General features: G+C 74.4%; 17 protein-coding genes and 1 pseudogene. 10 read left to right on the forward strand and 8 right to left on the reverse strand.

Going from position 1 to position 19,248, the window contains the following annotated elements:
• Nucleotides 1-74: 74 nt before the first annotated feature.
• On the reverse strand, nt 75-860 hold the full coding sequence (locus tag M6G08_RS29330) for a glutamate racemase (protein WP_272590129.1): 786 nt from the start codon (nt 858-860) through the stop codon (nt 75-77).
• A gap of 39 nt (nt 861-899) precedes the next feature.
• On the opposite strand from M6G08_RS29330, the gene M6G08_RS29335 reads away from it, so the two are divergent.
• Nucleotides 900-2,153 (forward strand): glycosyltransferase, encoded by a 1,254-nt coding sequence (locus M6G08_RS29335; protein WP_272590130.1) that lies wholly within the window; start codon nt 900-902, stop codon nt 2,151-2,153.
• Nucleotides 2,154-2,171: 18 nt separating this feature from the next.
• On the opposite strand, the gene M6G08_RS29340 is transcribed toward M6G08_RS29335, so the two are convergent.
• Nucleotides 2,172-3,503 (reverse strand): TerD family protein, encoded by a 1,332-nt coding sequence (locus M6G08_RS29340; protein ID WP_272591470.1) that lies wholly within the window; start codon nt 3,501-3,503, stop codon nt 2,172-2,174.
• 296 nt (nt 3,504-3,799) lie between these two features.
• Between M6G08_RS29340 and M6G08_RS29345 the strand changes: the two genes are divergently transcribed.
• The 4 genes from M6G08_RS29345 to M6G08_RS29360 all read left to right on the forward strand — a co-directional run bounded on the left by M6G08_RS29345 (nt 3,800) and on the right by M6G08_RS29360 (nt 8,405).
• On the forward strand, nt 3,800-4,240 hold the full coding sequence (locus tag M6G08_RS29345; protein ID WP_272590131.1) for a DUF6643 family protein: 441 nt from the start codon (nt 3,800-3,802) through the stop codon (nt 4,238-4,240).
• 42 nt (nt 4,241-4,282) lie between these two features.
• Nucleotides 4,283-5,110, forward strand: coding sequence for an MOSC domain-containing protein (locus tag M6G08_RS29350; RefSeq protein ID WP_272590132.1), 828 nt, complete (start codon nt 4,283-4,285; stop codon nt 5,108-5,110).
• Between the two features lie 139 nt (nt 5,111-5,249).
• Nucleotides 5,250-5,855, forward strand: a complete 606-nt coding sequence (locus M6G08_RS29355; RefSeq protein WP_272590133.1) for an Rv1733c family protein — start codon at nt 5,250-5,252, stop codon at nt 5,853-5,855.
• Nucleotides 5,856-5,963: 108 nt separating this feature from the next.
• Nucleotides 5,964-8,405 (forward strand): right-handed parallel beta-helix repeat-containing protein, encoded by a 2,442-nt coding sequence (locus M6G08_RS29360; protein ID WP_272590134.1) that lies wholly within the window; start codon nt 5,964-5,966, stop codon nt 8,403-8,405.
• On the opposite strand, the gene M6G08_RS29365 is transcribed toward M6G08_RS29360, so the two are convergent.
• Complete coding sequence (locus M6G08_RS29365) at nt 8,372-10,915, reverse strand: hypothetical protein (RefSeq protein ID WP_443048987.1); 2,544 nt, start codon at nt 10,913-10,915, stop codon at nt 8,372-8,374. The genes M6G08_RS29360 and M6G08_RS29365 overlap by 34 nt on opposite strands.
• 288 nt (nt 10,916-11,203) lie before the next feature.
• Here M6G08_RS29365 and M6G08_RS29370 point away from each other — a divergent pair, with 288 nt between their 5' ends.
• Complete coding sequence (locus M6G08_RS29370; protein WP_272590135.1) at nt 11,204-12,031, forward strand: DeoR/GlpR family DNA-binding transcription regulator; 828 nt, start codon at nt 11,204-11,206, stop codon at nt 12,029-12,031.
• Nucleotides 12,032-12,172: 141 nt separating this feature from the next.
• Nucleotides 12,173-12,646 carry an SRPBCC family protein gene (locus M6G08_RS29375; protein WP_272590136.1) on the forward strand — a complete coding sequence of 158 codons (474 nt, stop codon included), beginning with the start codon at nt 12,173-12,175 and terminating at the stop codon, nt 12,644-12,646.
• 21 nt (nt 12,647-12,667) lie between these two features.
• Here the strand turns inward: M6G08_RS29375 and cds1 are convergent, their stop codons facing one another.
• The gene (gene cds1, locus M6G08_RS29380) at nt 12,668-13,792 is read right to left on the reverse strand and encodes an L-cysteine desulfhydrase Cds1 (RefSeq protein ID WP_272590137.1); all 1,125 of its coding nucleotides are present in this window, start codon (nt 13,790-13,792) and stop codon (nt 12,668-12,670) included.
• A gap of 351 nt (nt 13,793-14,143) precedes the next feature.
• On the opposite strand from cds1, the gene M6G08_RS29385 reads away from it, so the two are divergent.
• Nucleotides 14,144-14,467, forward strand: coding sequence for a hypothetical protein (locus M6G08_RS29385; RefSeq protein WP_073731154.1), 324 nt, complete (start codon nt 14,144-14,146; stop codon nt 14,465-14,467).
• A 183-nt stretch (nt 14,468-14,650) separates the two neighbouring features.
• Entirely contained in the window at nt 14,651-15,199 is a 549-nt protein-coding gene (locus M6G08_RS29390; RefSeq protein WP_272590138.1) for an ATP-binding protein, read from the forward strand.
• Between the two features lie 521 nt (nt 15,200-15,720).
• On the opposite strand, the pseudogene M6G08_RS29395 reads toward M6G08_RS29390, so the two are convergent.
• Together M6G08_RS29395 and M6G08_RS29400 are read right to left on the reverse strand one after the other, a co-directional pair.
• Nucleotides 15,721-16,314, reverse strand: a pseudogene (locus tag M6G08_RS29395) (ABC transporter ATP-binding protein); the annotation flags it as partial.
• Nucleotides 16,311-16,595: an SHOCT domain-containing protein gene (locus M6G08_RS29400; RefSeq protein ID WP_272590139.1), complete on the reverse strand. Its 285-nt coding sequence runs from the start codon at nt 16,593-16,595 to the stop codon at nt 16,311-16,313. The gene M6G08_RS29400 and the pseudogene M6G08_RS29395, both read right to left, overlap by 4 nt.
• 191 nt (nt 16,596-16,786) lie before the next feature.
• Here M6G08_RS29400 and M6G08_RS29405 point away from each other — a divergent pair, with 191 nt between their 5' ends.
• Nucleotides 16,787-17,185 carry a VOC family protein gene (locus M6G08_RS29405; protein WP_272590140.1) on the forward strand — a complete coding sequence of 133 codons (399 nt, stop codon included), beginning with the start codon at nt 16,787-16,789 and terminating at the stop codon, nt 17,183-17,185.
• Nucleotides 17,186-17,203: 18 nt separating this feature from the next.
• Here M6G08_RS29405 and M6G08_RS29410 read toward each other — a convergent pair whose 3' ends face one another.
• Entirely contained in the window at nt 17,204-18,442 is a 1,239-nt protein-coding gene (locus M6G08_RS29410; protein ID WP_272590141.1) for an ROK family protein, read from the reverse strand.
• Nucleotides 18,443-18,479: 37 nt separating this feature from the next.
• On the reverse strand, nt 18,480-19,160 hold the full coding sequence (locus M6G08_RS29415) for an alpha-ketoglutarate-dependent dioxygenase AlkB family protein (protein WP_272590142.1): 681 nt from the start codon (nt 19,158-19,160) through the stop codon (nt 18,480-18,482).
• Between the last annotated feature and the right edge of the window lie 88 nt (nt 19,161-19,248).

A 19,248-nucleotide genomic window follows, 5' to 3' on the forward strand; every position in this document is an offset into this window, starting at 1 on the left:
TGAGGTTACTCAGCTTTCGCTGCGCCGGTATCCCGTCGCGCAGGGTGACTGCGCCGTCCGGGCGGCCCCGCCGGTCAGCGGGCCGGCGTGACCGCCTGCAGCAGCCGGCCCTCGTCGTAGGCGAGCGCGGGGGCGGGCAGCGTGCCCTCGCGGCCGCTCAGCAGCACGGTGAGGGTGCCCGCGGCCGGGGCGCCCGGGTCGGGAGCGGCCCCGATCCGGCGCAGCGCCTGGGTGGCGACCGCGCCCGCGGAGCCGTGCAGGACCAGGCGCGGGCCGTCGGGGCGCTGGACGGCGGCCCGAATGCGTTCGGCGACCAGTTCGTAGTGGGTGCACCCCAGGACGACGGTCGTTACGTCGTCGGGCGTCAGGGCGGCCGCGGCGGCGACGGCCGCGTCGATCGCCGTCTCGTCCGCGTGCTCGACGGCGTCGGCGAGCCCCGGGCACGGCACCTCGGTGACCTTCGCCTGCCCGGCGAACTCCTTGATCAGGTTCCGCTGATAGGCGCTGCCGGTGGTGGCGGGTGTCGCCCAGATCGCCACCGGGCCGCCGCCGGACGCCGCGGGCTTGATCGCCGGGACGGTGCCGATGACCGGCAGTGCGGGCTCGAGGCGCGCGCGCAGCGTGGGCAGCGCGTGCACGGTGGCGGTGTTGCAGCCGACGATGAGGGCGTCCGGACGGTGCTCGGCGGCCGCCTCGGCGACGGCGAGGGCCCGTCCGGTCAGGTCCTCGGGGGTGCGCGGGCCCCAGGGCATGCCGTCGGGGTCCAGGGACAGGATGAGATCGGCGTCCGGTCGCAGGCGCCGTACCGCGGCGGTGGCCGCCAGCAGACCGATTCCGGAGTCCATGAGCGCGATCTTCACCCGGCCACCATAGTCGATGCGCCGTCGCGGGCTCGTGCCGTGGGGCAGACTGCGCACGTGAGCGCCGATGTGTGGACTGCCGCCGTGACCGTCGTCTCCGCCCTCTCGTTCGCCGCCTGGCTGTGGCTGCTGCTCGCCCGGGGCTTCTTCTGGCGCACGGACGTCCGGCTGCCGGCCCGGGAGGATCCGGATGTGTGGCCCTCCGTCTGCGTCGTCGTCCCGGCGCGCGACGAGGCGGCCGTCCTGCCCGCGAGCCTGCCGTCCCTGCTCGCCCAGGACTATCCGGGGCGGGCGGAGGTCTTCCTGGTCGACGACGGCAGCACGGACGGCACGGCGGACCTGGCCTGCGAGCTGGCCCGGCGGCGGGAGGGACTGCCGCTCACCGTGGACTCGCCGGGGGAACCGCCGGCCGGGTGGACCGGCAAGCTGTGGGCGGTGCGGCACGGCATCGGCCTGGCCCGGGCGCGTGAGCCCGAGTACCTGCTGCTGACGGACGCCGACATCGCCCACGCGCCGGACAGCCTGCGCCGGCTGGTGGCGGCGGCCCGCACCGGTGGTTTCGACGTCGTCTCGCAGATGGCCCGGCTGCGGGTGGAGAGTGTGTGGGAGCGGCTGGTCGTGCCGGCCTTCGTCTACTTCTTCGCGCAGCTGTACCCGTTCCGGTGGATCGGCGGCGGCCGGGCCGGTAGCGACGGGACGGGCCGGAAGGGGAGGACGCGGACGGCGGCCGCGGCGGGCGGCTGCGTGCTGCTGCGCGCGGACGCCGCCGAGCGGGCCCGTGTCCCGGACGCCATCCGGCACGCCGTCATCGACGACGTGGCCCTCGCGCGGGCGGTCAAGGGCGTCGGCGGGCGGGTCTGGCTGGGTCTGGCGGACGGCGTGGACAGCGTCCGTCCGTATCCGCAGCTGCGCGACCTGTGGCGGATGGTCTCGCGCAGCGCGTACGCGCAGTTGCGGCACAACCCGTTGGTGCTCGCCGGGACGGTGGCCGGCCTGGCGCTGGTGTACCTGGTACCGCCCGCGGCGGTCGTCGTGGGCGCGGCGACGGGCGGCGCGTCGGCACTGGTCCCGGGCGCCGCCGCCTGGCTCGTGATGGCGGGGACGTACGCGCCGATGCTGCGGTACTACCGGCAGCCGCTGTGGCTCGCCCCGCTGCTGCCGTTCACCGCGTTCCTCTATCTCCTCATGACGGTCGACTCCGCGGTGCGGCACTACCGGGGGCGCGGCGCGGCCTGGAAGGGCCGCACCTACGCCCGTCCGGACGCCGTGCCCGAGGAGGGCCGGGCAGCCTGAGCGCTCCCCCGGGGCGGGTCATTTCCGGCCGGGGGTCCAGTTCATGCCCCAGCCGTAGGCGTGGTCCACCGTCCGCTGCGGGCTCACTCCGCGCTCCGGCACGAGGTAGCGGGCTTCGCGCTGGACGACCAGGTCGTTGCCGTCGGCGGTGATCAGGGCGAGGGCGCACACCGTCGAGGGGACCGTGCACTCGTCGAGCGAGAAGTCGATCGGGGCGCCGTACTGCGGCTGGAGGGTCACCGTGGCGTGCAGGTCGGCGAAGGAGCGGGCGCCCTCGTAGATGGTGACGAAGACGAGGACGCGTCGGAAGTACTGCTTGTGGTCGAGGTTGATCGTGAGATTCTCCCCGGTCGCCACGGCCCCGGTGCGGTCGTCGCCGTCTAGGTGGATGAACGGCGGCCGGTCGAGGGCGCCGTAGGCGTTGCCGAGCGCCTGGACGACGCCCTTGCTGCCGTCGGTGAGCTCGTACAGGCAGCACAGGTCGAGGTCGAGGTCGTCGTGCATGGCGACCGGGCGGCCGAGTTTGCGGGCCCATCCGGAGAACTGCTTGCGCACCTCCCAGTTGAGGTTGACGCGCATGGCGCCCGAGGTGCCTCCCTGCTTGGTCAGCGAGACCGAGGGAGCGGCCTTGGTGAGCGTGACCTTGGTCAGGCGGACCGGCTCGGCGGAGGGCGCCGTCGGCGGGGGCGGCGGGGTGGCGGCCGGCCGGGTCGCGGGTGGGACCGGGGGCGCCTGCGGGACGACCGGGGTCTGCGGGGCGGCCGAGGTCTGCGGGGCGATCGGGGTCTGCGGGGCGATCGGGGTCTGCGGGGCGATCGGGGGCGCCTGCTGCGGCTCGTCCACCGAGATGCCGTAGTCGGTGGCCAGTCCTTCGAGCCCCCTGTCGTAGCCCTGGCCCACGGCACGGAACTTCCAGGCACCCTGGCGGCGGTAGAACTCGCCGAGCACGAAGGCCGTTTCCACGGTCGCGCCGGGATTGTCGAAGCGGGCGGCCACGGTGTTCCCGGCGGCCTCGCGAACCTCGATGTACAGATCGGGTACCTGTCCGAACGCCCCGCCGTCCGCGGAGGCGGCGAGGATCACCGTCTCGATCGTGGGCTCCACGCGCGCGAGGTCGACGAGCAGACTGTCGGTGACCCGGCCGCCGGCGTCCCGCTTGCCCTCGTGGCGGACCGCGCCGGAGGAGTGCCCCGGCTGGTTGTAGAAGACGAAGTCCGCGTCGGACCTGACCTTTCCGCCCACCAGGAGCAGCGCCGAGGCGTCCACGTCGGGTACGCCGGGGCCGGTCCGCCAGCCCAGTTCGACCCGGAGCGCCGTCGTCGGCACCGGGGTGTTCGAGCCTTTCGACATTGACATGTCCGCCCCCATCGCGTGTCACCGAGCCGGGCCGAGTCCCGGCGCTTCGCCTGGCTTACCGCGCCCAACCTATTCCCCGGCCGCCCGTCGTTCACGGGAGGTACGGGAAGACGTGGCGACAACCGCCGGTAACCCGCCCGGAACTTGGCCTTTACCCCAAGATCGCGCGGCGTGTCGCCCCCTTTTCGCCGAATTCGCTCACATTGGGGATGCCGGGTCACCGCGGACACGGAAAACAACCCTCTTATCGGTCTCCCCAACCAGCACATCGTGGGCTTAACTTATGTGCCATGACCTCCCCCCGCTCCACTTATGGTGGCGGCTACTACTCCGCCTCCTTCCCGGACACCCCGATCTACGACTCGCTCGTGGCCGAGCGGGGCACCCCGCAGATCGCCCCGATCCGGGTCCCCGCCGCGTACGACGCACCGGGCAGCCACCTGCCTGCGCTCCCGTCGGCCGTGCCCGCCCTCCCGGCCGGCCCCTCCCAGCCCTCTTACGGATACCCGCAGCAGGTGCCGCAGCCCGCCCCGCTGCAGCAGGCGCCCGCCGCATACATCCCGCACCAGGCGACCGCGCCGCGCGGGTACCCGGGGCCCCAGCAGCCTCAGCCTCCCCGCCCGGCCGCGCCCGGCCCCGCGGGGTACGAGGCGATGCGCCCCGCGGCCCCCCGGCCGGCCCCGGCGCCGTATCAGGACCCGTACAACCAGCAGCAGTACCGCGGCTACTGAGCCGTCCCCGGGGCCGTCGGTGCCACCTGGCACGATGGCTCCATGGGGAACGCGCGACTGCAGTCGATTCACGTCCATCCGGTCAAGGCGTTCCGGAGCCTGTCGCTCCGGGAGGCCGTCGTGGAGCCCTGGGGGCTGGCCGGAGACCGCCGCTGGATGATGGTCGACGACGGGGGAAAGGTCGTCACACAACGCGGGCGGCCGCGGATCGCCCTGGCCGCCGCCGAGCCACTGCCCGGCGGCGGCGTCCGGCTGTCCGCGCCCGGCCGGGAGCCGCTGACGGTGCCGGTTCCGCGCGCGGGGGGCACGGTGCCGGTACAGATCTTCCGGGACAAGGTGGAGGCGGTTCCCGCCGAGGACGAGGCGGTGCACGCCTGGTGCAGCGAATTCCTCGAAGCGGACGTCCGGCTGGTGCACCTGGACGATCCCGCCACCCGCCGTCCCGTCGACCCGCGGTACGCCCTGCCGGGCGAGACCGTCACCTTCGCCGACGGCTTCCCGCTGCTGCTCACCACGACTGCCTCCCTCGAGGCCCTCAACGCCCTGATCGCGCGGGGGGAGCACGCCGAAGAGGGCCCGCTGCCCATGGACCGTTTCCGGCCCAACGTGGTCGTCTCCGGCACCGAGGCCTGGGCCGAGGACGGCTGGTCCAGCGTCACCGTGGGCGACGTGGCCTTCCGGGTCGCCAAACCGTGCGGGCGCTGCGTGGTGACGACCACCGACCAGGGCACCGCGGAACGCGGCAGGGAGCCCCTGCACAGCCTCGGACAGCACCGCCGTGTGAACGGCAAGCTGGTCTTCGGGCAGAACCTGGTGCCGCTCGGCCGGGGCACGATCCGGGTGGGCGACCCGGTGCGGATCTCCGGATGACGTCCCGGTCGTCCGGCTCGTCCTACGACCGGTTCCGGTCACCGGCCGCGGCGGGGGAACCCGGCCCACGGACCGCGCGTTGGGCTTTGTGAGAGGTTCGTGAGAGGACCCGGCGGGGAGCGGGAAGGGGGCGCGGAACGTGCGGGCGATGGCAGGGCTCCGGCGCTGGCGGCACAATCCGCTGTGCCGTCCGACGGACCTGGCCGAGGCGTGGGTGGCCCTGGCCGGACTGCTGCTGATGCTGACCGCCGCTCCTCTGGCCGGCGCGCTCGTGGGCGGCTCGGCGCAGGACACGCTGCAGCGGTCGGTGCGCGAACAGCACGAGTCCCGGCACCGGGTGACGGCCACCGTGGTCCGTCCCCTGGAGGGCGCACCACTGACCGTCGACCCGGAGGGTGCCTCCGGCTCGGACCTGCGCAGCCGGGTGCTCGCCGGCTGGACCGGGCCGGACGGCACACGGCACGAGGCCTCCCTCACGGCGGGCCTCGACGCCCCGGCCCCCGGCGACCACTTCGCGATATGGACCGACGGGCAGGGCCGGACCGTGCCCCGCCCCCTGGACTCCGCGACCGCGACGACGCACGCCGTGCTCGCCGGGGTCGGCGCCGGACTGGCGGCCGCGGCCCTGGTCGAGGTCGGCCGGCGCATCACCGTCCGCCGCATGGTCCACCGCCGCCACGCCCGCCTGGAGCGCGAGTGGGAGCGGGCCGGCCCGGACTGGGGCAGGACCGGCGCGGACAGCTGACGGGCTTCCGCCTCCGGTCAACTCACCACCTGCGCGCACGCTACGGTGGACCGGCCGAACCGAATCGGCGACGACCCGCGTACGACGAGGTGGGGGCACAGCAACGCCATGGCACAGGGCACGGTCCAGGTGACGCACACCGGCACCTCGCGGTGGCGGCGCCGCACGGGTGAGTACGCATCGCTCGCCGCCGCCCTGGAGGCCGCGGCCGACGGTGACGTCCTCACCGTCGCCCCCGGGACCTACCGGGAGAATCTCCTCGTCCACCGGGCGGTGACCCTGCGCGGGCCCGAGGGCGGGCAGGGTTCGGTCCGGATCGCCCCCGTGGACGGCGTTCCGCTGACCGTGCGCGCCTCGGCGGTGATCCAGGACCTGCACGTGGAGGGCCAGGACGCGGCGGCGCCCGCGGTGCTCGTCGAGGACGGCGTGCCGGAGCTGCTGGGGCTGAGGGTGGTCGCGCGTTCCGCCTCCGGGATAGAGGTGCGCGGCGGCGCGCGTCCCACGGTGCGGCGCTGCGTCGTCGACAATCCGGCCGGTGCCGGCGTCGCCGTCGTGGACGGCGGGGGCGGCGTGTTCGAGGAGTGCGAGATCGTCTCCGCGGGGCAGGCGGGTGTCACGGTGCGCTCCGGCGCGCACCCCCGGCTCGACCGCTGCCGGGTGCACCACGCCTCGGGTTCGGGCCTGACGGTGACGGGTGAGGGCTCCGCGCTGGAGGCCGTGGGCTGCGAGGTCTACGAGGTGCGGGGCAGCGGCGTGCAGGTGACGAACCGGGCCACCGCGCACCTGACCGACTGCGACGTGCACCGCACCACCGGCGACGGCGTCACCCTCGACACGGACGCGGTGCTCACCCTCGCCGACTGCCGTATCCACGACGTCCCGGAGAACGCGGTCGACCTGCGCTCCCGCTCCGTCCTCACCCTGACCCGCACCAGCGTGCGGCAGTTCGGGCGCAACGGACTGTCGGTGTGGGACCCGGGCACCCGCGTGGACGCCAACCAGTGCGAGATCTTCGACAGCACCGGTGACTACCCGGCGGTCTGGGTCAGCGACGGCGCCACCGCGGTGCTCGACTCCTGCCGGGTGCACGACGTGCCGGACGCGTTGTTCGTCCTGGACCGCGGCTCGCGCGCGGACGTCGTGGACAGCGACCTCTCCCAGGTGCGCAACACGGCCGTGTCGGTGAGCGACGGCGCCACCGCCCAGCTCGACGACTGCCGCATCCGGGACGCCGCCACGGGCGCCTGGTTCCGCGACCACGGCAGCGGCGGCACGCTGAACAACTGCACCCTGGACGGAAACCGCACCGGTGTGATCGTCACCAAGGGCGCCGACCCCACCATCGAGCGCTGCACGGTCGACTCCCCCTCGGAGGCCGGCGTCTACGTGTCGGCCGGCGGCCGCGGGAGTTTCCTGAACTGCCGCGTGACCGGCAGCGCAGGGTACGGCTTCCACGTGATCGACGGCTGTCGTACGACGCTCCGGAAGTGCCGCACGGAGCGGTGCGCGCGGGGCGGGTACGAGTTCGCGGACGGCGGCGCGGAGGCGGGCCGCGATGCCGGTCCACTCGTCGAGGACTGCACCAGCGACGAGAGCGCCGGCCTGACCGCGCCCGCCTCGCCGGAGCCGGCCGTGCAGACGGTGAGCCAGACACCCGGCCTGCTGGGCTCCATCCCCGGGCAGCGCAGCACCGAGCAGGAGCCCCTGATCGCCGGTACCGAACCACTGGAACCGGCACGGACCTCGAAGGCCGTACTGGGCGAACTGGACGCTCTCGTCGGCCTGGACAGCGTCAAGCGCGAGGTCAGGGCCCTCACCGACATGATCGAGGTGGGCCGGCGGCGGCAGCGGGCCGGTCTGAAGGCCGCCTCCGTCAAGCGCCACCTGGTGTTCACGGGCTCCCCCGGCACCGGCAAGACGACGGTCGCCCGGCTGTACGGCGAGATCCTCGCCTCCCTCGGCGTGCTGGAGAAGGGGCATCTCGTCGAGGTGTCCAGGGTCGACCTGGTCGGTGAGCACATCGGCTCCACGGCGATCCGCACCCAGGAGGCGTTCCAGCGGGCGCACGGCGGTGTGCTGTTCATCGACGAGGCGTACGCGCTCTCCCCCGAGGACGCCGGCCGGGACTTCGGCAAGGAGGCCATCGACACGCTGGTGAAGCTGATGGAGGACCAGCGGGAGGCGGTCGTGGTGATCGTCGCCGGGTACACGGCGGAGATGGAGCGCTTCCTGTCCGTCAACCCCGGCGTCGCCTCCCGTTTCTCACGCACCATCACCTTCGGCGACTACGGCCCCGGGGAGCTGCTGCGGATCGTGGAGCAGCAGGCCGACGAGCACGAGTACCGGCTGGCGCCGGGCACGGCCGAGGCGCTGACGGAGTACTTCACGGCGCTCCCGAAGGGCCCGGCCTTCGGCAACGGCCGTACCGCCCGCCAGACGTTCGAGGCGATGGTGGAGCGGCACGCGAGCCGGGTCGCCCAGCTCGCCGACCCGAGCAAGGACGACCTGACCCTGCTCTACGCCGAGGACCTGCCGGACGTGCGGTCCTGACAGTCCGCCGTCCCGTCGTCCGCCGCGGGGACCGAGGAGGGGTCGCCGGTGTGACGGGGTGCCGGCACCTCCGGGCGCAGGCGGGCGAGCAGCCGCCGCCGTTCCTCGGCGAAGGCCGGGTCGGCCTGGTAGTCGGAGTGGCCGAGGATCGGCGCGGGCAGCGGGTGGAGTCCCGTGCGGCCGTACGTCAGGGGGTCCTTGAGGGGTGGGTGGTCCACCGAGGGGCCCGAGTCGCCGGGCAGTCGCATCGGGCCGCCGATGGGGTCGGTGCGCCGGTACAGGTTGCGCCAGCAGTCGACCTCCTCGTGCAGGGAGCCGAGCGCCGCCGGTCCGAAGTGGGCCGGGAACCAGCGGCCGTACAGGCGCTCCAGCGGGGAGCCGTAGGTGAGCAGTGCGACCCGTCTGCGGGCGGGCGGCTCCAGTTGCCAGGCGGCTGAGGCGGCGAGGACGCTGCCCTGCGAATGCCCGGAGATGACCAGCCGTCCGCCGGTGGCCCGGGTCCAGGTCGCCATCCGCCAGGTGAGGTCGGGCACCGCGCGCTCCGCGTAGCAGGGCGGCGCGAAGGGGTGGGCGGCGCGCGGCCAGAAGGTGCCGACGTCCCACAGGATGCCGATGGTGCGCCGCGCGGAGGCGTCCTTGTAGGCGCGCCTGCCCCAGGTGACGAACAGTATGAAGCCGAGGCCGATGAGCCAGGACCCCAGTGCCTGCGCGGTCTGGACGGCGCCGTGCACGACGGCGTACGTCCCGCGCGCGGCGTCGGCGGGCACCTGGTCGGTCACCAGGGCGCCGGCCAGGGCCGCGGTGCCGAGCAGCAGCGTGGTCGCGGAGACGACGGCGACCAGGAGAGGCGCCCGGTCGGTGAGGGTGGCCAGGGCGCGGGTGAGCGCGATGCGCCGGGTGCGCCCGGAGTCCCCGGCCTCGCCGGGGTGGTCGTCCTCGATGTCGGCCCGTTCGGCGCGGGCCAGGCGCCAGGTGTGGCGGGCGAGCACGGCGCACAGCAGCAGGACGACGACGAGCAGCGGCGGGATGACGGACGCCTGCCAGGTCAGCAGGACCGGCGGCCCGTCGATGGAGGTGCCGGTGCCGTCCAGCCAGTCGGCGACGCGCTGGGCGACGCCGCCGGACATCACCCCGCCCAGCGCGCAGGCCAGCATCGCGACGGACGGTCCGCCGAGACCCCGGATGGCGGCCCGGGTGTCGGGGCTGCTGCGGTGCAGCACGTGGGCGACCACGGCGAGGACGAGGACCAGCAGGCCCTGGACGAGGGCGATGCCGCCGAAGGTCATGTCCCCGGGCAGCCGCCCGGCGGACGACCACTGCGGGCGTGACCAGCCGCCGTACAGCACGGCGAGGGCGAACAGCACGAGGGCGGCCAGCGGCAGCAGCCGTACGAGGCGCTCGTCGAGTTCCCGGTCGAGGCGCCGTTCGCTGCGGCCCCGGCGGCAGACCACCGCGACCACGGCGACCGCCCCGGCGGCCAGTGCCGCCACCAGGAGCCAGCCCAGTGTGTCGAGGGCCGCGGGTCCGCCCGGCCGTCGGTCGAAGCGGGCCGCGGGCGCGCCGACCGCCGCGGCGACGGTCAGGAGGGCGGCGGCGGTGTGCGCGGCGCGCAGCCGGGCCACGAGCCGCCGCCCGTACCAGAACCCGGGCCGGCCGAGGGCGGTACGGGCGGGGTCCTCCCCCGGAGCCGACTCGGGCCCGGACTCCGGACCGGACCCGGGACCGGGCTCGGGGCCGGACTCGGGACCAGGCTCGGGGCCGGACTCGGGACCAGGCTCGGGGCCGGACTCGGGGCCGGACTCGCGGTCCATCGGCTGCTGGGACTCGTAGGCCCGCCAGGTACGCAGCGACAGGTACCACAGCAGGCCGGTGAGCACCGCGGGCACCGCGGCCGCGAGGGCGAGCCTGCGGCCGGGCGTGCTCCACCAGCCGCCGTCCGACATCACCGGCGACAGGAAGCCCAGCCAGGAGTGCCGCTCGGCACAGGCGCGCGTGCCCGCGCACTGCCAGGCCACGAGGTCGAGCGCGACCTCGCAGGCCCCGGCGACCAGCATCACCGTCAGGGTCAGCCCCGCCAGCCGCACCAGCAGCCCGTAGAGGCGGACCGTCCGGGTCCGGCCGTGCGCGGTGGGCCGCATCCAGTGGGCGAGGTTGACCACCATGAACGGCAGGAGCAGCAGCCACAGCGCGCGGGTGCCGTTGCCGGAGGTGAGGTTGCACCAGACGTACGCCTCCGGCACCGGCCTGCCCCGGTAGTCCTCGGGCCGGGACTCGGCGTCGGCGTCCTCGGCGCGCCGGAAGACGGCCGCGATGTGGTCGCCGGTGACCCGCACGGTCCGCGGATCGTCCAGCATCTCGGCGGGCGTGGTGCCGCCCACTCCGTGGACCAGGAGTTCCAGGGCGGTGCCGCTTCTCCCGTCGCTGCTCCCGTCGCCTCTCCCGGCCGCCCCGTCACGCGGTCCGGGCGCGGCCCGCCCGCCCGTCCCGGCCCGCTCCTGCGCCTGGTCCACTGTCTTCGCTCCCCCGGTGACGTGCCGTCGGCTGTGTATGTGCGGGCACAAGGATCTCCGCTCAGCGGGCGCCGTACACCCCTCGGCACGGAATCTCCCAGAACTGTGTGACAGGTGACGCCGGGACGGGACTGCCGTGACATGTGCGCGACGGACAGGCGGTGGCGCGGCCCGTGCCGGGGCGTGCGAGGATGGGACGTCCGCGCACCGGTGCGGGGTGAGTCCCCGGTCGGAGCGGGTGCGCCGGGCGAGTCGGGCGGTTTTGCGGCGAAAGGACCGGGAGCGTACGTGAGTGAGAATCCGAACCTCCTCGCGGAGCAGCGGCGCGCCCTGATCCTGGACGAGGTGCGCCGCCGGGGCGGGGTCCGGGTCAACGAGCTGACCCGCAAGCTCGGCGTGTCGGACATGACGGTCCGTCGCGATCTGGACGCGCTGTCCCGGCAGGGCGTGCTGGAGAAGGTGCACGGCGGCGCGGTCCCCGTGATGGAGGCGAGCACGCACGAGCCGGGGTTCGAGGCCAAGTCGGGTCTGGAGCCGACCGCCAAGGAGGACATCGCGCGGGCGGCGGCGGAACTGGTCGCGCCGGGCGCGGCGATCGCTCTGTCGGGCGGTACGACGACGTACGCGCTGGCGCACCGGCTGGTGGACGTGCCGGATCTGACGGTGGTCACCAACTCGGTGCGGGTGGCGGACGTGTTCCACGTGGCGCAGCGCACCTCGGGGGCGCGGCAGGGCACGGCCACGGTGGTGCTCACCGGTGGTGTGCGCACTCCGTCGGACTCGTTGGTGGGGCCGGTCGCCGACCAGGCGATCGCGACGCTCCACTTCGACGTGCTGTTCCTCGGTGTGCACGGGATATCGGCGGAGGCCGGCCTGTCTACGCCGAACCTCGCGGAGGCCGAGACCAACCGGCGGCTGGTGCAGTCGGCGCGGCGTGTGGTGGTGGTCGCCGACCACACCAAGTGGGGTGTCGTGGGCCTGAGTTCGTTCGCCGCGCTGGAGCAGGTGGACACGCTGGTGACCGACGCCGGTCTGCCCGCGGACGCCCGTGCGGAGGTCTCGGAGCATCTGGGGCTCGTGGTGGCGGGCGAGCCGGAGACGGACGCGGCCGGCTGATCCCGGGCGGCGGGGGCCGGCGGCCGTGGACCGCCCGTGGCCTCCCCGGCCCCGCTGACACCCGGCGTGCCCCCGGCTATCGTGGCGCCACCCGTCCGACCGTCCGCGTCCGCGGCTTCGCTCAAGGGGGTTGTTGCGTCCATGGCTCACCGTCTGCGTCCGGTGGGGACCGGCTTCGTCGAGACCGCGCCGGTACGGCTGGTCTTCGCCCGCGAGATCTCCGCCGCCCCGGACCTGGTCTTCCGCGCGCTCGCCGAGGACGTGCCGGGCTGGACCGCCTGGTTCTCGGCGGTGACGTACGCCCGGCCGGTCCGCGAGGGGGCCGGGCGCGAGATCCGGCTCAGGGGCGGTACGCGCTTCCTGGAGACGGTGCTGACGGCCGAGCGGCCCGAGGTGTACGCGTACCGCGTCGACGTCACCAACGCGCCCGGGGCCCGGGCCATGGTCGAGGAGTGGCGGCTGGCGCCGGCCGGGAACGGCACGCGTGTGCAGTGGACGTTCGCGGCGGACGGCACGCCGCTGTTCCGCTTCGTGCTGAACCGTGCGCGTCCCGGGCTGGGACGGGCCTTCCGGAACGCGGTCACGTCGCTGGACAGGCGGCTCGCCCGCCCGTAGCGGGTCCGCCGCCGCTCGCCGTCAGCCGGCCCAGGTGCCCGTCCGCAGCAGGGATTCGATCGTCGCCGTGTACGGCCCGATGTCCAGGCCCTGTCCGGCGAGCCAGGCGTCCGAGTAGTACTTGTCGAGGTACCGGTCCCCCGGGTCGCACAGCAGGGTCACCACGCTGCCCTGCCGTCCCTCGGCCACCATCTCGGCGACGATCCTCAGCGCGCTCCACAGCCCGGTGCCCGTGGAGCCGCCCGCCTTGCGGCCGATGGCCCGCTCCAGGGCCCGGACGGCGGCGACGCTCGCGGCGTCCGGCACCTTCATCATGCGGTCGATCGCGCCGGGCACGAAACTCGGCTCCATCCGGGGCCGGCCGATGCCCTCGATCCGCGAGCCGCGGTCGCAGACGACGTCCGGATCGCCGGTGGTCCAGCCCTCGAAGAAGCAGGAGTTCTCCGGGTCGGCGACGCACACGCGGGTGTCGTACTGCATGTAGTGCACGTAGCGCGCGAGGGTCGCCGAGGTGCCGCCGGTGCCGGCCGTGGCGACGATCCACGCCGGTTCGGGAAACCGCTCCAGGCGCAGCTGACGGAAGATCGACTCTGCGATGTTGTTGTTGCCGCGCCAGTCCGTGGCGCGTTCGGCGTAGGTGAACTGGTCCATGTAGTGGCCGCCGGTCTCGGCCGCGAGACGTGCGGACTCCTCGTACATCCGGCGGGAGTCGTCCACGAAGTGGCACTGTCCGCCGTGGAACTCGATCAGGCGGATCTTCTCGGTGCTGGTCGTGCGCGGCATGACGGCGATGAAGGGGACGCCGATCAGCTTCGCGAAGTACGCCTCGGAGACGGCGGTGGAGCCGCTGGACGCCTCGATCACGGGGCGGTCCGGCCGGATCCAGCCATTGCACAGGCCGTACAGGAAGAGCGAGCGGGCGAGCCGGTGCTTGAGGCTGCCGGTGGGGTGGGTGGACTCGTCCTTCAGGTACAGGTCGATGCCCCAGCGCTCCGGCAACGGGAAGAGCAGCAGGTGGGTGTCGGCCGAGCGGTTGTTGTCGGCCTGGACCTTGCGCACGGCTTCCTTCAGCCAGGCCCGGTACTCGGTGTCGCTGTGGTCGACGTCGAGGTTGGCGCCGCTGCGGGTCTGCCGGGGGGTGCTCACGACGAGGCTCCTTACGCTCGCGCCGACGACGCTTCGCGCGGCCGACGCCTCGATCATATGCGCCTTCAGCACGCTTCTCACCTGCATAAACACACCTTTGGGCGCCTCAAAGGCAGCACTGGGGCGCGTCGGGCGGCCGGGCGGGGGCGCATTCGCGCGAGTGCTCCGGTCGCCTCCGGAAAGGGGCGGCGCGTACTGGTGCTCGGCGCGCGGTGCGGGCAGACTGCCAGCGGGCGGGACGGGATTCCCGGGGGTTCCCGCCGCGGGCGCACACTGGAGCACGACACGAGCCGGTACCGGGCCCAGCGAGGAGCACGGTCCGGCGACCGACGGGCACGAGGGGGCGACGGCATGGCGGAGCCGGAGTTCAGGGCCACGGGGGTGCGGATCGGCAAGCGGTTGCGTTCACTCACCCGGGCCGGGACGGTCCGGATCAGCGGTGGCAGGGTGGAGTTGCTGACCAGCTACGGCAGTGAGATCGACAGCGCCCCGGTGCAGGCGGTGCGCGCCTCCCGGCCCTGGTTCGCGCCCGAGGACCGCGCCCTCGCCGACCTCAACGGCAAGCGGTACCTGCTCACGCTCGGCGAGCGGGACCCCGCGCCGGGTGAGCCGGGTCCGCCGGCGGCCCGCCGCTTCATCGAGGCGGTGCGCAGGGCGGCCGGGCGACGCGCTTGAGATGTCCGTAAGTTGCGGTGCCTCACCCCTTGCGTCACGCTGGTCTCACGTCACTCTGGGTTTACCGGCGATAACGCTGCGAACCAGCCCGCCGGCCATGACAGCAGGCGGCGGCGCGCCGCGTGCGACCTGCTGGATCCGAACTCCGTGTTCTTCCGGACCTCTAGTCGGGGAGTCGCAGCCGTGATCAGTCACCCAAGCAGACACTGCACGGTGGAGCTCCAAGCCCTGCCGTCGCGGATCGGCCAGGTCCGCAGAATCGTATCTGCGCAATTGCGCTACTGGCATATGGACCCCCTGATCGACCGGGCCGCGCTCGGCGTGACGGAGTTGTTGACCAACGTCCACCTGCATGCCCGTCCCGACAAGATGTGCACCGTGGAGATAGAGCTGCTCCTTGACCGGCTCACCGTCTCCGTGCGCGACCACGATCCGCGGCTGCCCGTGGTGGACGACGCCGCACCGCTGGCGACGTGCGGGCGCGGGCTCTCCATGGTGGCCGCGATGAGTGAGAGCTGGGGCGCCCGGCCGGACGGTGAGTCCGGCAAGGTCGTCTGGTTCACGCTCCCCACGGCCCTGCCCGCCGCGCAGGTCACCGCTCCACCCGTCACCGCGCACCCGCCCCGGCGTCTGGTCGAGGAAGTGCCGGCCGCCGCGTTCGCGGAGGTCGAGCACGCGGTCGACGTCGGCAGACCCCAACCCGCTCCCGCCCGGTCGGCCGTTGCCGGCTGACCGGGCGGTGACCTTTCGCCGCCGCGGGCCGACAGAGCCTTGCCCACCGGCGACGACGGCGGGGGCGCCACGCGCCTCGTGGTGCCGGTCTCCGCAGCGCCGGGCCCGCCATCGGGTCTCGTGGTGTACTCCGGCGGTCGGTACCGGCGGGGCGTCCCGCCTCGTCCCGCGCTCCGGCGATCAGTACGGGCGAGGACACCGCGCGCCTTGTGACTCGCGCCGGCGATCCGCGCCGGTGAGGACGATCCACCCTGGACGCCCCGGCCCGCCGTACCGGCCGAGGTGCCGGGCTCGCGGGTGCGGCCCCGGCCGTGCGCCGACCGGTGGCACCGGCCGGCCGCGCACCGGCGCCCAAGTGGGGCCCGTAGTGCTGCCGGACCGAGTGGTGTCCGCACGGCGGCGGGCCCCGCTGAGGACTTGGAGCCACGCGAGCGGGGCCCGCTGGACGCGGGCCGCTGGCCGATGACGGCGGCCCGGCCGCGGCCGTGAGGTCACTCGTTCGCGACGGCCCGCGGCACGTCCGTCTGCCGCACGGTGCGGCCGAGGAGGCCCAGCACCTCGCCGCCGGAGCGGGAGCCGAGGTTTCCGGTGGGCTCGTCGGCGAAGACGACGTCGGGCCGCGCGGCGAAGGCGCGGGCCACGGCCACCCTTTGCCGCTGACCGCCGGAGAGTTCGGCGGACCGGTGGCGGAGGCGGTCGCGCAGGCCCACGAGGTCGGCGAGGGCGTCGACCCACTCGGTGTCGCCCCGGCGGCCCGCCAGGTCTAGAGGAAGGGTGACGTTCTCGGCGACGGTGAGCGTCGGCACCGGGGCGAAGGCCCGGAAGGCGAAGCCGACGCGGTCGGGGCGCAGTCGGGTGAGGCGGCGGTCGTCGAGGGTGCCGAGGTCGGTGTCGCCGATGCGGGCCGTGCCCGAGGTGAGGGTGTCCAGTCCGGCGGCGCGGTGCACCAGGGTCGACTTGCTGGAGCCCGAGGGTCCCGTGATCGCGGTGAAGCGGCCGGCCGGGGAGTCCACGCTCACCCCGTCCAGGGCGCGTACGGCGGTGTCGCCACCGCCGTACGCCTTCACGGCGTCGACGACCCGGGCGGCTGCCCGGACGGCGGTCGTCGTGGTCATGCCGCACCGCCCTTGCCCGGGCGGCCGAACCGCTCGTCCAGCACCGACAGCCGGCGCCAGTACTCCTCCTCGTCGATCTCGCCAGAGGCGAAGCGGTGGCCGAGCACGGTGATGGGCGAGTTGTCCTCGGCGGTGGCCGGTCGGCCGGGGCCGCGACGGCCGCGCCACACGGTGCGGCGGAGCAGTGTGACGCCGCCAGCGATCACCAGGGCCCAGATCAGGGGGAAGAGCAGGACCCAGGGACCGGGCCCGCCGTCGCCGAAGTGTGCCAGGGTCTGCATGTCGTCCAACTCCTCGGTCGCGATGTGCTGCGTGTCGTTTCCGAGCGTCGTCCCGTCAGGGGGTCCGTGGCGTCGTACGGCCAGCGGCAGCGCGCGTACCCCGCGGGGAGTACCGCGGCCGCCCGGCCGTGCTTCTTCGCGCGCCCCTCGGCGTCCGCGACCACGTACGTGTCATCACCTAGGTTGGGTCCATGTTGAGACTCGGCATCCCTGTCATCGGCGTCACGGACGTGCCGCGCGCCGTGGAGTTCTGGACGGCGGCCCTGAACCTGGTCGTCTCCGAGGAGTGGGCGAGCGAGACCTGGCGGACGCTGGATCACGCGGACGGCTCCGGGCGGGCCCTCGGGCTGCTGTACAGCGAATCGCCGGCCGAGCCGCGTCCCCGGATCCACCTGGACCTCTTCGTGGACTCGGCCGAGGAGCAGCAGGCGGAGGTGCGGCGGCTGACCGGTCTCGGTGCGCGGGCCGTCGACTGGGACCTGTACCCGCCCGACCCGGACTTCGTCGTCCTCGCCGACCCGGACGGCAACATCTTCTGCGTCGTCGACCTCGCCCACGCGCCGAGCGGCGGTGACCGCCCGGCGGCCTGAGGAGGTCGGGTGCCGTCCTCAGGCCAGCGCGCCCAGCGGGTCGTCCAGGACCGGCTGCCAGGCCAGCTCGGCGGCGCCGACCAGGCTGTTGTGGTCCAGGCCGCAGGGCAGGATGGGCACGCCGCCGCTCTGGCCCCACAGGCTGCGGTCGGCGACCACGGCGCGCAGCCGTTCGGGGTCGGCGTCGAGGAGCGCGCGGTGGAGTCCGCCCAGGACGATGCGGTCCGGGTTGAGGATGTTCACCAGGCCGGCGAGGCCGAGGCCGAGGCGGTCGATGAGGGTCTCGGTGGCGGTGCGGACGGCCGGGTCGGCGTAGTGGCCGCGGATCAGGTCGTACGACTGCTGGAGCAGGGAGACCTCCGGTCCCGGCTCGCGGCCCGCCGCGGTGAGGAAGGCCAGCGGGTCGGTCTCCACGTCCAGGCAGCCCCGGCTGCCGCAGTGGCAGGGGCCGCCGTCGGGGTTGACGGTGAGGTGGCCGACCTCCAGGGCGAGGCCGGAACTGCCGCTGTGCAGGCGGCCGTCGAGGACGAGGGCGCCGCCGACGCCGCGGTGGCCGGTGGCCACGCACAGCAGGTCGCGGGCGCCGCGTCCGGCGCCGTGCCGGTACTCGGCGAGCGCGGCGAGGTTGACGTCGTTGGCGGCGAAGGCGGGGCCGTCGAGGCCGGCCGCGCGCACCTGTTCGGCGAAGATCCGCCGCACGGGGGCGCCCGCGGGCCAGGCGAGGTGGAGCGGGTTGAGGGCCAGGCCTTCGGGCTCCGCCACGGCGGACGGCACGGCGAGTCCCGCGCCGACGCAGCGCCGGCCGGTCTCCCGCAGGAGTGCCGCGCCCGCCTCGACGACGGAGCCGAGCACCTTCGCCGGGTCGGCGTCCACGACCTCGCAGCCGGGGGCGGTGGCGACGATGCGGCCGCCGAGGCCGACCAGGGCCGCGCGGAACCCGTCGGCGTGGACCTGCGCGGCGAGGGCGACCGGCCCGTCCTCGGCGACCGCGAGACGGTGCGAGGGCCGCCCCTGGGAACCGGCGGCCGCGCCGGGCCGGGCGTCGACCCGGATCAGGCCGAGCGCCTCCAGTTCGGCGGCGACCGCGCCGGCGGTGGCCCGGGTCACGCCGAGTTCCGCGGTGAGGACGGCCCGGGTGGGGGCGCGTCCGGTGTGCACGAGCTCCAACGCGGGTCCGAGCGCACCGCGCCCCCGGTCCAGCCGCGTCCTCGAGGTGGTCCCTTCCCCCGCCGCCCGGGGGTCCGCCTTGCCGCTCATGAGGGGGAGTCTCCCATGATCCGCGGGTGCGGTGGTCCTAAAGCCCGTGGTCCTGGAGCCCGCTGACCCGGAGCGTGATGTTCAGCCGCCCGGTGAGCCCCAACTCGGGCGGTGCGGTGCCCGGGTGCACGCGCGGCACCCCGTGGTACGCGAGCCGGGAGGGCCCGCCGAAGACGAAGAGGTCGCCGCTGCGCAGCTCGACGTCGGTCCAGGGACGGTTCCGGGTCCCGGGGTTGCCGAAGCGGAAGACGCAGGTGTCGCCGAGGCTCAGGGAGACCACGGGCGCGCCGGACTTCTCGTCGGCGTCCCGGTGCATGCCCATCCGGGCGTCGGCGTCGTAGAAGTTGATCAACGCGATGTCGTAGGGCGGGTCCGCCGCCGCGTCGGCGCCCAGCGCATCGATGTCCAGCGCCTCGGTGACCGCCCGGCGGGCGAGTTCGCCGAGCCGGGCGGGGAAGGGCTTCACGGGCGCGCCGTCGCCGTCGACGACGGTGCGGGCGTACGCGTACGGGTGCCAGTGCCATCCGAGGCAGACCTGCTTCGCGGTCATGGTTCCGCCGCCGGGTGTGCGGACCGTGCGCAGCCCGGCCGGCGGGCGGGCCCACTCGCGGCACGCGGACAGCAGCTCGCGCTGGAGCGCGGGCTCCAGCCAGTCGGGGACGTGCACGGCGCCGGGCGCGATCTCGGCGCGTGCCCTGGGGAACAGCTCGGCCTCCATGCCCCCATCCTGCCCGACACGGCCTGAGCTGCGGCTCGGCTAGCCTGGACGCACGATGAACGACCGCAGCGACCTTACGACGGCCCCG

This window comes from Streptomyces sp. M92, assembly GCF_028473745.1.
Lineage (GTDB): Bacteria > Actinomycetota > Actinomycetes > Streptomycetales > Streptomycetaceae > Streptomyces.

Coding starts and splice junctions, on each gene's coding strand:
- M6G08_RS29405 (WP_272590140.1), top strand. CDS start 16,787: ATGTTGAGACTCGGCATCCCTGTCATCGGCGTCACGGACGTGCCGCGC.
- M6G08_RS29415 (WP_272590142.1), bottom strand. CDS start 19,160: ATGGAGGCCGAGCTGTTCCCCAGGGCACGCGCCGAGATCGCGCCCGGC.
- M6G08_RS29360 (WP_272590134.1), top strand. CDS start 5,964: ATGGCACAGGGCACGGTCCAGGTGACGCACACCGGCACCTCGCGGTGG.
- M6G08_RS29340 (WP_272591470.1), bottom strand. CDS start 3,503: ATGTCGAAAGGCTCGAACACCCCGGTGCCGACGACGGCGCTCCGGGTC.
- M6G08_RS29400 (WP_272590139.1), bottom strand. CDS start 16,595: ATGCAGACCCTGGCACACTTCGGCGACGGCGGGCCCGGTCCCTGGGTC.
- M6G08_RS29350 (WP_272590132.1), top strand. CDS start 4,283: ATGGGGAACGCGCGACTGCAGTCGATTCACGTCCATCCGGTCAAGGCG.
- M6G08_RS29375 (WP_272590136.1), top strand. CDS start 12,173: ATGGCTCACCGTCTGCGTCCGGTGGGGACCGGCTTCGTCGAGACCGCG.
- M6G08_RS29345 (WP_272590131.1), top strand. CDS start 3,800: ATGACCTCCCCCCGCTCCACTTATGGTGGCGGCTACTACTCCGCCTCC.
- M6G08_RS29385 (WP_073731154.1), top strand. CDS start 14,144: ATGGCGGAGCCGGAGTTCAGGGCCACGGGGGTGCGGATCGGCAAGCGG.
- M6G08_RS29410 (WP_272590141.1), bottom strand. CDS start 18,442: ATGAGCGGCAAGGCGGACCCCCGGGCGGCGGGGGAAGGGACCACCTCG.